This window comes from Chitinophaga sp. LS1 (assembly GCF_034274695.1).
Taxonomy (GTDB): domain Bacteria; phylum Bacteroidota; class Bacteroidia; order Chitinophagales; family Chitinophagaceae; genus Chitinophaga.
In genome coordinates this window covers 6,889,944-6,903,429 of the sequence record NZ_CP128362.1, presented here as the reverse complement: position 1 = coordinate 6,903,429, position 13,486 = coordinate 6,889,944, and the positions used below count along the sequence as shown (strand labels likewise).

Genomic DNA, 13,486 nt, shown 5'->3' with positions numbered 1-13,486 from the left:
GATGCCCAAACATATTTTCGGATGCTCGAACTGGTAAGTTATCATTAGAGTTCATTTCATAACACCCTTGTCGAAGCTACCATCGATCAAACCTACACGGTGGGACAACCCGGAAGACTTATCGGGGATCGTGCTTATGACGGTGATCCGCCCGATCAAAGGCTCGCATTGAAAAGTGTTGAACTGATTGCTCCTCATAAAAATAATAGAATTAAGCCTTCTACTCAAGATGGGCACTAGCTTAGAAGATATAAGCGAAGATGGAAGATAGAACGTTTTTTTTCCTGGCTGAATGCATTCAAACGGGTAATAACAAGGTATGACAGATGCATTGAGAGTTATCAGGCTTTTGTTCATCTCGCTTTTGCTTATATCCTATTAAGAAGGAATATATTTCTGTTGAGGTTAACGATTGGTGGCCAAGAAAGTCTTGGATGAAATACAAACGTTTGGATTTCATCCAAGACTTTCTTGGGCACCAATCTGTTCTGGCCACTGAAATATATGCAAGAGTAGGTTCTAAGCAAAAAAGAGCGACTCTTGAAAAGGTATATGTAGATGTTATTAATAAAGAGGCCCCGAGTTGGGATAATAATACCGATCTGCTGACATGGCTCAAAGAGTTTAAATAATATTGATTGAACACAGCAATATGACATATTTTACAATATTTAACTTGTTTACATTTTTTACAGCTGCGATTCTTGTTTTTATTAATGGATTTTTTTTTGTTAAAAAGCACAAATTATTGAAGAAGTATGGCTTCCCTCTTTTTGTGCCAATGAATAAGTTATCAAAACATGATAGGGCTAAATACAAGTTCTATAATAGATTAAACCTTGGAATGGTAATTTGCTTGTTTTTGCTATATGCTCTTTTGGGGATATTATTTTTCAAATAATTGAGTTACATGAAATTTATTTATAGAATTACCCATTTTAGAGGTCGTTACTTAAATATTACGTAAATATGATGCGTAGTGTTTCAATAGCTCTAAAAAGTGCATGTTTAAAGGGGTGAAAGTAGATAGTTTTCATAACCACTTTCCAAGCGAAGAAGCCTCTCTTCAATACCTCTCAGACTTTAAGTGGCAGCAAGGTTACAGGTGTAAAAAGTGTGGCGGTCAACTGTGGTGGAAAGGTAAAAGAATGTTTGACGGGCGATGCCAGGAATGTAATTATAATGAATCCCAACAGCAGGCAGCTTGTTCCACAAATTGAAATTCAATTTGCTGATAGCTTTTCAGATTTGTTTCCGGTTAAGTGTAAAAAAGGAATGTCCAGTTGCTAACTAAGCATGGAATATGGGATTGATCAAACAAGCGCTTGGTATTTATCCATTGCTTTTCAGTTTTACTTTAGGAATAAGTGGAACGCTAGGTAGAAACGGAATATTTTTTGTTGGGGGAGGACGAGCCGTGGATGGTCCTACCGGAGGATCTTTTAGTTTTACGATTAACTGGTTAAATCATCGTGATGAAACAAAAGATCAATTGGATAATTTCCTAACAGGACAGGAACAGTCTGAGAGTTGAGGGTATTGGGGGGCAATATTCCTAGCCCTCAGATCCTACGAACCAATTGAGTGGGGAGTTGGCGTTGTTAAGCCTGGTGCAGGTGTTGGCGAGAGTTATAATAAGTTTAAATTTAACACATATTTAACTTGGTAAGTTTATGAAACAATGGTCAGAATTGCCCTTGAAAGCTGATGATATTATATTTTTCTTATTGGGAATACTTTGTTTATTATTTGGATGGATCTGTATAATGATCCACATTTTTAAATTACAGCCTGAGAAAGTCTGGTTTTATAGAAAGAGTTTGTTGGCAAGGTGGTTTATTAATTCAGAAATTAGGCATGTGGCTGAAAATGAAAATTATAGATTTTGGGCAAGAGGAGCAGGAATAATAGCTTTATTAATAGGTACAGCTATAATGATTGGTTCTATTACTAATTTGATTAACTATATTATGGGTAGCGGTCCAAATCATCCCCATTAATTATAGATATGCTAATGAAAATTAGGGCATTTTTAGTAAGGGGGGCTTAATTTATTTTGGATGTAATGAATAAGATCAGAGGTGTCTCAAAAGTAAAAGGGGCCTCATTTACTTTTGAGACACCTTCTTCCCATTTACTACGTTTTATTCTTATTATAATACGAGTAAGTATCATTACACACTTTACTACTACGATCAGGCGGGCAATCTTGTAGAGGAGATTCCACTAGCAGGTGTAGTTATAGATCCTTCAACTGACCAGGTGAACAATGTAAGGGCTGCCAGGGCAGAGGGGATAACATTGGTGCCAACTTACATGATGGCTACGCAGTACCGTCATAATACGCTTAACCAGGTAGTATCGCAGGTATCACCTGATGGAGGTGAGAGCCATTTCTGGTACGACCGTTTGGGCCATCTTTCATTATCGCAGCATGCAAAGCAGCGCCCTGATAATAAGTACATTTATAGGACCTGTGATGCACTGGGTATGATCAATGAAGTCGGAGAGCTGATGAGTGTTGCAGTAATGAATGATTTCATCGTATTAAAAATGGAAGGGTTATTAATAGAGTTCCATTTGCTTTTCCTCAGTCTCATCTACGCCAGGAGGAAGTTGATCACCGGAAGGCGGATGAACAGAAGAAAACCCAAGTGCCCCAATGACATAAAATTAGATATTCAAAAATGAATTTTGTATGAAAAATAAATGGTGGCTTCTTTTGTTAATTATTGCTTGCAGCGCTGGTAGTAGTTCTAAAGATAATAGTACTCAAAGTGGAGAGGGGATAATTGTTGATAGCATTTATGGTTGGCAACATAATGTTTTGGCAGATGGTGATTCCATATCTTATGGAAAGCTTGCGCTTGAGCTTTCTTTTAAACGCATGGACCGTTGGGCTTTGCTTTACTACGCTCAAGTTATGTGCAATAAATACAAGAATGCAAGTGCATGCCTTGATTGTTACGAAATTAATAATGAGGTGGGATGCCCAGAACATCTAAAAACTTATGATTCTTCGACATATGTTCTGGGAACGTATTATTTACTGAGGGCATATGAACTTGGCAATTCAGAAGCAGAAGGGTATGTTAAAGATCGTTTTGGAAATAATGTTCCTCATTCGATAGATTTGAAGGATGGGGCACTGTGGGTCAAATGAAGCTTTTCATTGGGGGAAATCTGTAAGTATCGATAAGATCGAATATCATGTTTTAGAGAGCAGCAATGATAAGCATAGTATTATGGCCTCTTCAACGTTAAAGCTTAGCCCATTGGGCTAAGCTGTTGATTTGCTATACGCAGTTTTATTTTAAAAATCCCTGATCAACACTGAGAAAAATTATTAAATGAGAAAGAATCTATCTTTTATAATTTCGTTTTTTGTTGTACTATTAATTGTTGTTTTTAATATAAAGTATGATCATATAAAGTTAGATACAGATAGTAATAGAACATCGTTCCATTACTATCTTACCCGAGAGAAGTATTCTCCGGAATTTTACGTGGCACTACTGAGCCTTTATCCTTTACTAATCTTAACAATTATAATGTTGTTTGGTAAATCACATCGGCTTGTATTTTTATTCTTAGGAATATTTGGAATATTTTCCATCATCTCATTATGGCTATTAATGCATTTACATTTTGATGCTATAATTATTTCTTATAAAGAAAGCTATTATTCAACATTGATTATGGGGATTTTAAGTGTTGCGGGATGTGCAGTTGTTTTATTTATTAAAAGAAAACAATAGTGCTGTTAATCTCAGTGATAATTTGTAGTTGAAATAGACGTTGAGCTATTAATAAATTGAGTTAAACAGCAGGATGAACAACATCCTGCTTCAGATCCGGCAAATAAGACCACTACGACGTATGCTGGCATGATTTCTCCACGTGGTGGTGCAGGAGAAAGTCATAATTTTACATTTACAGATAAAATTATATAATGATAAATTTATGGAAGGTTGGTCATTAGAACGCTTTAAAGATCCTGCAATTTTTATTGTACCCTTCGCGGGAATAATTTGTGCATTGTTTGGATGGATTACAGTTATGATTCACATTTTTAAAGTGCAACCAGAAAAGTTGTGGTTGTATAGAAAGAGCTCGTGGATAAGGTATTTTGTTAATTCGGAAATTAAACATGTGGCTACTGATGAAAATTATATCTTGAGAGCGAGAGGAGGAGCAATTGTTTTTTTATTCATTGGTACAGTTGTAACGATTGTTTGTATTATTAATTTAGTAAACTTTATAATTAGTTGTTGCCAAAATCCACATCATTGATTATCGATATGCATTAAAAAATATGGATATAAAAACTTCTATTAAAGAAATTACCAGGGCCCTGCGTGATAGACCCAAAATGTTTTTTTTAGAGAATCCTGGTTATGATACATATAAAACATACATTAAAGGATTCTTGTTAGGTTTGGAAGCCGCTAATGATACCAAAATCTCATTAAAAATGACATTATGGTTTCAGAAGAAGCTGAATATTGAAGCCCGATATCATTGGACAGAAATGATTCCTATCCATTATAAAGATAAATCTGATGATGAACTGAAGGCCATTCTACTTCAGACCTTGATCGATTACGCTGAGGAAGAATTATAATATAAAACTCTCTTATCTATTTAACAATTTATCCTCCATATGAATCGTCTTGTCCTGTTCCTGAACATACCCCCTTAATGGTCTTGTATCTGGCATATTCCCCTTTTGATATTTTTCAATAACTGCCAATGTAGTCACAATTTTTACCGCCTGATGCAGATCTGCAATCGCACTTTCTTTCGCCCCAATTGTTTTCAGTAATTCATTATGCTCACTAACCTGTGCATTATATTTCGCCAAACTACCTGCCACCAGCAACTTTATCTTTTCGCTCAATACGGAATCATTAATTTCAGTAGCATCCCTATCAGCTATGTGATAATATGACTGTATTTTCTGATTGAAATTGGAAAATGATTCAGTTGAATCCTGCTGACTTTTATTAAGTTCGTCAATCTGATCCTCTAATCTCTTTAATGCTGCATCTTGGGTCACCAGTTCCTCATAAAGGCTCTCAACTAAATTACTTCCCCCGCGTTTTGAAAATGTATAAGAACCTTTGTCTTCCAATGATTTTGGCGTCTCAATCAGTGCCGGTACTTCTTGCTGAGGGCGATCCTGCAATCGCTGGCGGTTATGACAACCCGTAAGTATAAAAGCTATTAAGATGGGTATGAGAATTCTGACTGACATATAACGTTGTTTCTTTTAATCCTGATTTTTATTTCCACTGGCTACAATAGCTAATGAAAGCATGTTCGTTCCTGTGATGATAGCTTCCGGTAATAATGCCAGTCCTAATAGGCCCATAATAAAGGCTGTCAAGCAAAGTAGCACAGTAAGTTCTTCCACGAAGGAATATCTATTCATGGGTAATTACCTGTATTACTGCAGTGATGTCCCTCCGTAAATATACTTTTAAAATTGAAGTATCATAATGTAAAAAAGGATCGCCCTAAAAAATAAGACGATCCTGAAATTGTAAGGTAAAAATACGCCAGAGTATATCTATCAGGTGCGCTACCATTACGCCATCGCGCTTTTTACAGCGCGAACAGGACTCGAACCTGTACCCCTGATCCCAACGAAGTAACTCTAACTACGACACTTTCAATTTGATAAAACAAAGGTATACCTCAAATGCGCAGTCTTTTTGCGCAGGTGTAATTATTTCTTCCATTTCCTATGTAGCTACGGTGTGACTATACTTCCATAAGTACATCATCCGTACATTAAAACTACACTTCTATATTGATTCGATATTGAGGTACTGAGGCCAAGTCTGGCAGCAAGCAGGACGATTGCATAATTGCGTTTACCACAGGCATTCGACCGATCAATTGTACCGATCATTTGCTGGATCTCATTCGTCTTAAAGACAGAGGGTAGTTTGGCTTGCTTCTTATAATTGTCCCTGGGTACAAAAAGTGAAGTATCCGTTTTTAGTATTCCTTGTTCAAAAAGATACTTTAAAAACGTCCTTATCGCTCTCAGGGTCATATGAGCAACAGTCGGCTTGCGTACATCCAGGGTTTTAAGATAATGGAGAATTACGAACTTGTCTACCTTGTCCATGGATATCAAATCTTTCTCTTTCAGGAAGATGAGAAACCGGCTTAAGTAGTGCTCTCGCTCATTTATCGTGGAGGGCTTTAATCGATGAGATACCAGGTAAGCGACGAACTGACTTACCAGTTCGCCCATTGGGCCGTTCAGGAGGATTCGTTCTCTATAACTCACGAGCGTGCCAGTATCGTAAAACTCACAGAGCACATTGATGACCTTCACTATGTCCTTGTCGCGTTTTGAAAGGGCGGCATAGTCAGACTCTCCAAACTTATTGAATAAATATTGTCTGCCGATAGCGGAATTAAACTCGCTGATGCCTTGAGCGAGTAACTGACGATACATTCTTCGCCAGTAAACGCGATACCAAATGACGGTGTTCCTGGTCCTTAGTAATTTGTTTACTAACACTTCGCCTGCGTCATAAATGAGCTGATCAAAGGTTGTCCGAATTCTTCTCATAACTGGTTGCTTTAATGATCGCTGCATTGCGGTCACTATAACAACAAACATGATTATGTAAAGTGTTTTGCTTCAAAACAAATCTCCGATGTAGGTTTTCACCCTGTTCTTTACATAATCTTCCGCTTTACATAACCCACTGCCACATTTCTCATGCATCTTTCAATCGCATTATTATCGATTATTAGATTACCAGTATGAGCATACAGGCTTAGTTTTTCCCACCTTTTTATACTGTATGCAAACGCCTGTGCAATAAGGGATTTCGGTCTGAGTTGCTGGTACTCTTTTTTCATCCATTCGCCTAATGCTTTCAGTATAGGTAGACTTTCCTTATTACGGCGATCTTTTATTTGTTCTTCATTCAACTGTTCGTCCTGGCATGCCTGTTCAATTGCATACAATTTTGCGATCTCTTGTAATGCATATGATGCCGGCTTTTCATTATTACTCTGCGCGTCGTAAATCTTACGGCGTGCATGAGCCATACAGTAGAAGACTGTTATATTCTCTAATGGCAACTCATCGTACACGGCGTAACCGTAAGCCTGCAGATGGCCTTTAAAATCCTTTAAGATATTCAGAGGTCTTTCGACTCCACGACCAGGTTGATAGTCATAATAGATCATTCTGCCATCACCTGTCAGGAAGGTCCAATAATAACCTTTATGAGTTTCTTTTTGTTTTGTTCTATCAAGCACTGCTATTCCGGTCTCGTCAGCATGCCAGTAGTTGTATTTGTACATTTCCTTCAGATGGATTGTACCAAGTGGCATTAATGCTTTTGCTACCAGCCCTACCCAATCAGACATTGTGGAGTAAGGTATTTCAACACCATTGCGTTTAAAAGCTTCTATCTGCCGGTTTAGGGGCTTATGGTCAACTAATTTATCAACCGTGATCTGAGCAAGTAATGCAGGATCTGCCAGACATTTGTTTATTGCCCGAACTGGCAAAGGCGCTTTGATAATAATCTCCTTCCCTTTATTTGTCACAGTTGTACTACGATAAACATTTACTACAATACGGTTGACAAAGATCTCTCCTGGCTTCCAGCTTAGGGTTTCTCTTATCTCTTCTCCAATCTTCACACAATCACTAATATCTTCTGTGGGTTCCAGTATTGATGTTTCCCGCCTTAGGTGATCAGGAAGCCGCGTGCCATTATCTGATGCGGTAATATCGGTATTAGCTTTCCTGGCTTGGGTATAGCTGATCTTCTTTACTTCAGAAAGATTTGTCGCTGGAGGTGCTACCTCAGCATTAAACCCTAACTCCGGCTGTAAATTGGATACAGCTGAAGGTAAAAAGCGCTCAGATTTAAATCCCTTCAATAATTTAGTTAGTTGCTGTAGCTGGTACTGAAGTTGGGTTACCTGGTCCTGCAGGCTTTGATTGCTCTTCTGCTGCTGCTCAAGGCTTTTATTTAACTGCTGAACCATCATTATCGATGCTTCATACAGCTCCTTGTAATAAATATTTGCAGCAGATTCCGACATTACCCAAAGATAGTATTGATATGCTTTGATGCAAGTCTCATGCATCATTTTTTATACACCGGAGAAGTGGATAAATCGTAATAAATAATAGATTTTACATGACCGGGGTATTCCTTAAAAAAAAAAGCTAACATCCTGATGAATGCTAGCCTCAAATCATTATCAAAAAAACTATTTAGCCCTCAGGCGAGGTATACCGCTTACGATAAAATGCCTTTTTCAGAGAGACTCCCTGCAATATCAAAGAAAGCTGTTTGCTGGATATCTCGCTATGTGTACCTTCCATAAATCCGGCAGGCAATTCAAATGTACCCTCTTCCAATCGCTTATAATACATGCCAAAGCCATCTCCTTCCCATTGCAATAGCTTAATGTGAGTTTGCCGGCGGTTCAGGAAGATAAAAACGTCACCGGACTCTATCGGCATTTTGAGTTCATTAGTGATAAGGCCACTCAATCCATCAAAGCTCTTTCTTACGTCTGCCCATTTGGAATATAGCAGATATCTTGTTCCTGGATGAATCTGCAACATAATTACCCGATTAATTCCTTTAGAAAAGAGGCCGGTACCGGACGATAAATTTTCAATCCTTTATATTCGACAAAGATGCCTGATTCTACAGAAGTGACTACATCCGGCGTTACTTGAAGCAAAGTAAAACTTCCATTATCATTATTATGAGATTCTACGTTTCTTTGCTGGTACCTTTTCTGCCAGTAAAACCAATTGCCGGAACGAATCCCATGTCTGGCACAAAAGGACTTAATAGATTGACCACTGGCGGCTTGCTCAGCGATGAGGGAAAACATGTACTCCTCTTTATTGACTTGTGATGTTCTAGTTCTCATTATGATCTGTTGTTGATCATGTAAATTAGAGAACTTATTGGTTTTCAAATTTCAATTGCCCGGAGGCATACCCAAATAAAGGCTGTCTAAGTTTTTCCACGAAGGAATCTCTATTCATTGATATAGAGCAACTACAGTGATGTCCCTCCGTAAATATACTTTTAAAATTGAAGTCCCATAATGTAAAAAGGATCGCCTTAAAAAATAAGACGATCCTGAAATTGTAAGGTAAAAATACGCCAGAGTATATCTATCAGGTGCGTTACCACTACGCTATCGCGCTTTTTACAGCGCGAACAGGACTCGAACCTGTGACCCACTGATCCCAACGAAGTAACTCTAACTACGACACTTTCAATTTGATAGAACAAAGGTATACCCCAAATGCGCAATCTTTTTGCGCAGGTATAATTATTTCTTTCATTTCCTATGCAGCTCCGGTGTAACTATACTTCCATAAGTACACCATCCGTACATTAAAACTACACTTATATATCGATTCGATATTGAGGTGCAGATATAGTGATGTATTAGTACTCAATTGGTAATATAGTCACACCGAAGTTCCGACGTATGCATTAACATTGCCCTTGTAACCCCCAAATCAATTTTTATGGCTATTGTTATAAATAACATGCTCCTCCAACTCGTCCGTGGTACCCTCGGCAATGAAATCACCATTTATGAACGAAATGGCCAGGTTATCATGGCGAAGAAACGCGGCCCATCCAAAAATAAACCGACAAAAAAGCAGCTGGAAGCCAGGTATAAAATGAAAATCGCGGCAGCATATGCCAAGGTGATCCTGAAAGATCCGGAGTTGAAGGCTTATTATAAATCACTGGCAGGCCCCGGCCAGAATTCCTACAACATGGCGGTAAAGGATGCTTATAAGTCTCCCGAAGTGCAGCAGATTCAGCTGCTGGATGAGACCGTAGTGGTAACTGCAAAGGATGAATTCAGGATAGCAGAAGTGCAGGTACGCGTACTCGATGCAGACGGTGTTATAATGGAAGGAGGTAAAGCCGTTCTACACCGAAATGGCGTGGATTGGCTTTATAAGGTGACTCATCTCCCGCAAGGCGGAAAAATAATAGTGGTGGTAGTAGATTTGCCCGGAAATGAAACAGTGAGAGAAGTAAGGCTAGAATAAAGGATGGCAGAAAGAGCGCATTATTTGAAGATAGGGCAAACCTATCAACTACCGGAAGGAGGAAGAAAGTTTAGTCAGAACAAGTAGCTTGAAACAGGTAGATGACTGCACAGGGAAATTTAAATATTGCTCATAATTTTGAGTAGTGCAGGAAAGTGTGAAGTTGTAATCATTTCAGAATTCATGCTGCAAATGTTTTTTTTTATGAATTTAATTTTTATATTGCAGTCCTGTTCATTCGCCGGTTTATGAGTAATGTATTTTGGACCATTTAAAGATAGGTTTTTGTTTGGCTTTTAACGTCCCTCAGAATATAGCACTAAAATTTGTTTGAAAGGTTTGTGACCTAAGTAAGAGAGAAAGACGATGATTTAAGAAGGCGTTAATCCATTAAAATAAGTTACAATAAAACTGACAAGACAAAATTTCAAATTTAATTACACAAAATTTAAGGGTTTCTACGTGAAAAATTGCTCTGTTAGACAGGAAAAACAATTGATATAATTATCGTTATTCTTAAATATGCTTGTATTTATGGAATGACCATTGTATATGTCCCATTGTAGATTCCTATTCTTTTATTTTATATGCGAATACATGTTTGACGACAGAATGTACCTCTTAAAAGGTAGTTCGGGGAACTGCATGTCTTAAATTCAATAACCAAAGCAGGCCGGATATAATGACTGCTATCCACAATAATTAAAATTTTATGACCTATTCAATCGCTGGTTGGGACTTTGTTTGCCAAAAGTCATTTTGTGAAAACTCCGGAATGTCAGTTATCCAGGTAAATCGTTAGGGATTTTATTAAGCAGGATGCAGTGCCATGCTGAATTTGGAGTGGACCCATATATTTTCTTTACAGTACTGGATGATGCAGTGATGATCACTGTTTCGACTCATTTATAATTGCTTTCTAAGCAAAGAATCACTATTAGCAACTCTATTTGTTTATGATTAGAATTATCCTACCTTGTTTATTATTGTTATGTTCTATATGCGAGATAACATTTGCACAAATTAAAGTAACCGGAAAAGTTAAAGATGCAGGCGGACAATCATTACCAGGTGCGAATGCATTAGCACTGCAAATAAAAGATTCTGCCCTGCTCAAAGGCGGTGTTACAAACGGAGACGGTTTATTTACTATTGAACAGGTAAAGGCAGACAGTTTTATTATTTCTATCAGGATGACCGGTTATAGCAGGAAAGATGTGGTAGTAGTAAGTGGAGATGCAACTGCCAACAATGAAATAATACTGAAAGATATTATACTCGAAACCAGTCGCAGCCAGTTAAAGCAGGTAGATGTCACTGCACAGAAACCACTTTATGAGCAAAAGATAGATAAGCTTATCGTAAATGTCCAACAGAATATTTCCTCTGCAGGAGGAACCGCCCTTGATGTTCTGGAACGATCGCCGGGTGTAACTGTAGAAAGGCAACAGAATACTATTTCCCTGAATGCAAGAGCAGGAATATTAATTATGATTAATGGAAAAGTATCCCGGTTGCCCATGGATGCTATCATACAGCAACTAAGCAGTATGGGTGCTGCCAACATTGAAAAAATAGAGCTGATCAGTAATCCTTCCGCTCAATATGATGCCAGTGGAAATGGTGGTATTATCAATATTATTTTGAAAAAACCTGCCGAATATGGTACCAATGGTAGCTACAGCGTAACCCTCGGGTATGGATTGAAAGAGAAAGCTGGCGCAGGCCTCAGCATCAACCATCATGCTGAAAAGGTGAATGTTTATGGCGACTTCTCCTTCTACCGGAATCATACCAGCCAGCGCTTTGAAAACGCCAGAACTGTTACGGATGGAACGGATGATAATTATACAGGGACTGTGAGTAAAAGAGATCCCGTAACGACCAGCTTCTCTGCGCAGGTAGGCCTTGATTATAACATTTCAAAAAAGACCACGATTGGTGGCTTTATTACCGGTTATAATAATAAATGGGTAATGGAAGCCAATAATGATGTGACCCTGCAAACCAATAAAGAATATACAGGTGGTATCGCCATCGTCAATAACGAAACGAATACCTGGCAAAACCTGGGTGGAAATATTTACCTGACACATGAAATTAAAAAGAATAGTAGTATCAGTATAGATATTGATTACCTCTATTACAAGAATGATAACCCTTCTAATTACGCTAATCATTACTATAATGCGGGTAGTGTGCTGACGGCAGATTCAAACCTGGATGCTACTAAGAAAACCCCTGTAAATATATGGGTAGGAAAAGCTGATTATACTGTCGCTTTCAATGACAATATAGACCTGGAGGCGGGTGTAAAAGGATCTTATTCGAAGTTCGACAATCATGTAGTTTTGAATAAACTGGAAAATGGCAGCTGGACAGAAGTACCTGATTTTTCCCAGTCCTCAGAATACAAGGAAACGATCGGTGCTGCATATGTTGCGCTGAATACTTCGCTTAGCAGCAAAACCAAACTGAATGCAGGCCTGCGATATGAGTATGCTGATATAGACCTGGATGTATACGGAAAGAATACGGGGGTGAAAAGAAATTTCAATAACCTTTTCCCTACGCTCTTCTTCTCTCACGATATCAATAAGCAGCAAACCATTCAGTTCTCTTATGGGAGGAGAATCACCCGCCCATCCTTCAGTGACCTGGCGCCGTTCGTGATCTTTATTGATCCCACTGCCTATTATTATGGAAATGCGAACCTGCTTGCAGCCATTACTGATGGGGTGAAACTGGATTACAAGTTCCTGAAGTACCTCGTGTCACTGCAATATAGCCATGAGTCTAATGCCTTTGCCCAGAACCAGCCGGTAATTGATAGTGATTCGGATGTGGAAGTGCTGACAACACTTAACCTGAAATACAGGAATACTTATAGCTTAATGTTTGCCTCTCCTTTCAAGGTAAGCAAGTGGTGGAATATACAATTGAATTTAATTGGCAGCATCCGCAAGGTAATGACCAGTCACCTGGAAAATAATGTCGGTATCAACCAGTCTTATTTAAGGCTTAACCTGGTGCAGCGATTTAAATTGCCCGCAGGGATCACGGCAGAGCTAATGGGTGTATACAGGTCTCCTGGTATTGCAGGTATCTCCAAAACGGCCGCGGCAGGATCCGTGGATGTAGGACTACAAAAGAAGATCCTTAAAGATAAGGGAATGCTTAGGCTGAATGTGAGTGACCTGTTCTGGACAAACATAGATAAGCAAACACTGGATATACCCAGTAATAATTTGAATGTAAGAATATTATACCGTTACGAACCGAGAATATGCAGGTTGAATTTTACATACAACTTTGGTAGCAGCAAGGTGAAGAAACAGGCAGAAAGGGAATCAGGGGCAGAAGAAGTTGGTAACCGCGTTCACTGATAACTGA

The 13,486-nt window shown here is 38.5% G+C and carries 17 protein-coding genes; 11 read left to right on the top strand and 6 right to left on the bottom strand.

All coding sequences use genetic code 11. From position 1 onward, the window contains the following. Positions 1-434 precede the first annotated feature (434 nt). The 9 genes from QQL36_RS28210 (at position 435) to QQL36_RS28175 (ending at position 4,624) form a co-directional block, all read left to right on the top strand. A complete protein-coding gene (locus tag QQL36_RS28210) occupies positions 435-632 on the top strand; it encodes a hypothetical protein (RefSeq protein WP_321567559.1) in 198 nt (65 codons plus the stop codon). Positions 633-1,004: 372 nt separating this feature from the next. Continuing rightward, positions 1,005-1,220 carry a transposase gene (locus QQL36_RS35780; protein WP_220388864.1) on the top strand — a complete coding sequence of 72 codons (216 nt, stop codon included), beginning with the start codon at positions 1,005-1,007 and terminating at the stop codon, positions 1,218-1,220. 83 nt (positions 1,221-1,303) lie between these two features. After that, positions 1,304-1,534 carry a hypothetical protein gene (locus tag QQL36_RS28205; RefSeq protein ID WP_083729728.1) on the top strand — a complete coding sequence of 77 codons (231 nt, stop codon included), beginning with the start codon at positions 1,304-1,306 and terminating at the stop codon, positions 1,532-1,534. A 139-nt stretch (positions 1,535-1,673) separates the two neighbouring features. Beyond that, positions 1,674-2,000 carry a hypothetical protein gene (locus QQL36_RS28200; protein WP_083729729.1) on the top strand — a complete coding sequence of 109 codons (327 nt, stop codon included), beginning with the start codon at positions 1,674-1,676 and terminating at the stop codon, positions 1,998-2,000. Between the two features lie 262 nt (positions 2,001-2,262). Continuing rightward, a complete protein-coding gene (locus tag QQL36_RS28195) occupies positions 2,263-2,691 on the top strand; it encodes a hypothetical protein (protein WP_143709117.1) in 429 nt (142 codons plus the stop codon). Between the two features lie 7 nt (positions 2,692-2,698). Next, the gene (locus QQL36_RS28190) at positions 2,699-3,163 is read left to right on the top strand and encodes a hypothetical protein (RefSeq protein WP_083729731.1); all 465 of its coding nucleotides are present in this window, start codon (positions 2,699-2,701) and stop codon (positions 3,161-3,163) included. Between the two features lie 187 nt (positions 3,164-3,350). Then, positions 3,351-3,758, top strand: coding sequence for a hypothetical protein (locus tag QQL36_RS28185; protein ID WP_321567558.1), 408 nt, complete (start codon positions 3,351-3,353; stop codon positions 3,756-3,758). Positions 3,759-3,963: 205 nt separating this feature from the next. Then, positions 3,964-4,293 carry a hypothetical protein gene (locus QQL36_RS28180; RefSeq protein WP_321567557.1) on the top strand — a complete coding sequence of 110 codons (330 nt, stop codon included), beginning with the start codon at positions 3,964-3,966 and terminating at the stop codon, positions 4,291-4,293. Positions 4,294-4,315: 22 nt separating this feature from the next. Continuing rightward, positions 4,316-4,624, top strand: a complete 309-nt coding sequence (locus QQL36_RS28175; RefSeq protein ID WP_143709193.1) for a hypothetical protein — start codon at positions 4,316-4,318, stop codon at positions 4,622-4,624. Positions 4,625-4,636: 12 nt separating this feature from the next. Here QQL36_RS28175 and QQL36_RS28170 read toward each other — a convergent pair whose 3' ends face one another. From QQL36_RS28170 to tnpA, 6 genes are all read right to left on the bottom strand, one after another. Then, on the bottom strand, positions 4,637-5,257 hold the full coding sequence (locus tag QQL36_RS28170) for a hypothetical protein (protein ID WP_321567556.1): 621 nt from the start codon (positions 5,255-5,257) through the stop codon (positions 4,637-4,639). Positions 5,258-5,272: 15 nt separating this feature from the next. Next, positions 5,273-5,434, bottom strand: a complete 162-nt coding sequence (locus QQL36_RS28165) for a hypothetical protein (RefSeq protein WP_179091387.1) — start codon at positions 5,432-5,434, stop codon at positions 5,273-5,275. A gap of 351 nt (positions 5,435-5,785) precedes the next feature. Then, complete coding sequence (locus QQL36_RS28160) at positions 5,786-6,592, bottom strand: hypothetical protein (RefSeq protein WP_321567555.1); 807 nt, start codon at positions 6,590-6,592, stop codon at positions 5,786-5,788. 110 nt (positions 6,593-6,702) lie between these two features. Further along, the gene (gene tnpC / locus QQL36_RS28155) at positions 6,703-8,091 is read right to left on the bottom strand and encodes an IS66 family transposase (RefSeq protein ID WP_321567554.1); all 1,389 of its coding nucleotides are present in this window, start codon (positions 8,089-8,091) and stop codon (positions 6,703-6,705) included. A gap of 175 nt (positions 8,092-8,266) precedes the next feature. After that, on the bottom strand, positions 8,267-8,623 hold the full coding sequence (tnpB, locus tag QQL36_RS28150) for an IS66 family insertion sequence element accessory protein TnpB (RefSeq protein WP_321567553.1): 357 nt from the start codon (positions 8,621-8,623) through the stop codon (positions 8,267-8,269). A 2-nt stretch (positions 8,624-8,625) separates the two neighbouring features. Then, positions 8,626-8,940 (bottom strand): IS66 family insertion sequence element accessory protein TnpA, encoded by a 315-nt coding sequence (gene tnpA, locus QQL36_RS28145; protein ID WP_321567552.1) that lies wholly within the window; start codon positions 8,938-8,940, stop codon positions 8,626-8,628. 613 nt (positions 8,941-9,553) lie between these two features. On the opposite strand from tnpA, the gene QQL36_RS28140 reads away from it, so the two are divergent. Together QQL36_RS28140 and QQL36_RS28135 are read left to right on the top strand one after the other, a co-directional pair. Then, positions 9,554-10,093, top strand: coding sequence for a hypothetical protein (locus QQL36_RS28140; protein WP_321567551.1), 540 nt, complete (start codon positions 9,554-9,556; stop codon positions 10,091-10,093). 956 nt (positions 10,094-11,049) lie between these two features. Next, positions 11,050-13,479, top strand: coding sequence for a TonB-dependent receptor domain-containing protein (locus tag QQL36_RS28135; protein ID WP_321567550.1), 2,430 nt, complete (start codon positions 11,050-11,052; stop codon positions 13,477-13,479). Positions 13,480-13,486: the final 7 nt, after the last annotated feature.

Bases quoted from the DNA above. Each gene is read 5' to 3' on its own strand.
- QQL36_RS28205 (WP_083729728.1), top strand. From the start codon at position 1,304: ATGGGATTGATCAAACAAGCGCTTGGTATTTATCCATTGCTTTTCAGT.
- tnpB (WP_321567553.1), bottom strand. From the start codon at position 8,623: ATGTTGCAGATTCATCCAGGAACAAGATATCTGCTATATTCCAAATGG.
- QQL36_RS35780 (WP_220388864.1), top strand. From the start codon at position 1,005: ATGTTTAAAGGGGTGAAAGTAGATAGTTTTCATAACCACTTTCCAAGC.
- QQL36_RS28140 (WP_321567551.1), top strand. From the start codon at position 9,554: ATGGCTATTGTTATAAATAACATGCTCCTCCAACTCGTCCGTGGTACC.
- QQL36_RS28135 (WP_321567550.1), top strand. From the start codon at position 11,050: ATGATTAGAATTATCCTACCTTGTTTATTATTGTTATGTTCTATATGC.
- tnpA (WP_321567552.1), bottom strand. From the start codon at position 8,940: ATGAGAACTAGAACATCACAAGTCAATAAAGAGGAGTACATGTTTTCC.
- QQL36_RS28180 (WP_321567557.1), top strand. From the start codon at position 3,964: ATGGAAGGTTGGTCATTAGAACGCTTTAAAGATCCTGCAATTTTTATT.
- QQL36_RS28185 (WP_321567558.1), top strand. From the start codon at position 3,351: ATGAGAAAGAATCTATCTTTTATAATTTCGTTTTTTGTTGTACTATTA.
- QQL36_RS28165 (WP_179091387.1), bottom strand. From the start codon at position 5,434: ATGAATAGATATTCCTTCGTGGAAGAACTTACTGTGCTACTTTGCTTG.
- QQL36_RS28190 (WP_083729731.1), top strand. From the start codon at position 2,699: ATGAAAAATAAATGGTGGCTTCTTTTGTTAATTATTGCTTGCAGCGCT.
- QQL36_RS28210 (WP_321567559.1), top strand. From the start codon at position 435: ATGAAATACAAACGTTTGGATTTCATCCAAGACTTTCTTGGGCACCAA.
- QQL36_RS28175 (WP_143709193.1), top strand. From the start codon at position 4,316: ATGGATATAAAAACTTCTATTAAAGAAATTACCAGGGCCCTGCGTGAT.
- QQL36_RS28200 (WP_083729729.1), top strand. From the start codon at position 1,674: ATGAAACAATGGTCAGAATTGCCCTTGAAAGCTGATGATATTATATTT.
- tnpC (WP_321567554.1), bottom strand. From the start codon at position 8,091: ATGTCGGAATCTGCTGCAAATATTTATTACAAGGAGCTGTATGAAGCA.
- QQL36_RS28160 (WP_321567555.1), bottom strand. From the start codon at position 6,592: ATGAGAAGAATTCGGACAACCTTTGATCAGCTCATTTATGACGCAGGC.
- QQL36_RS28170 (WP_321567556.1), bottom strand. From the start codon at position 5,257: ATGTCAGTCAGAATTCTCATACCCATCTTAATAGCTTTTATACTTACG.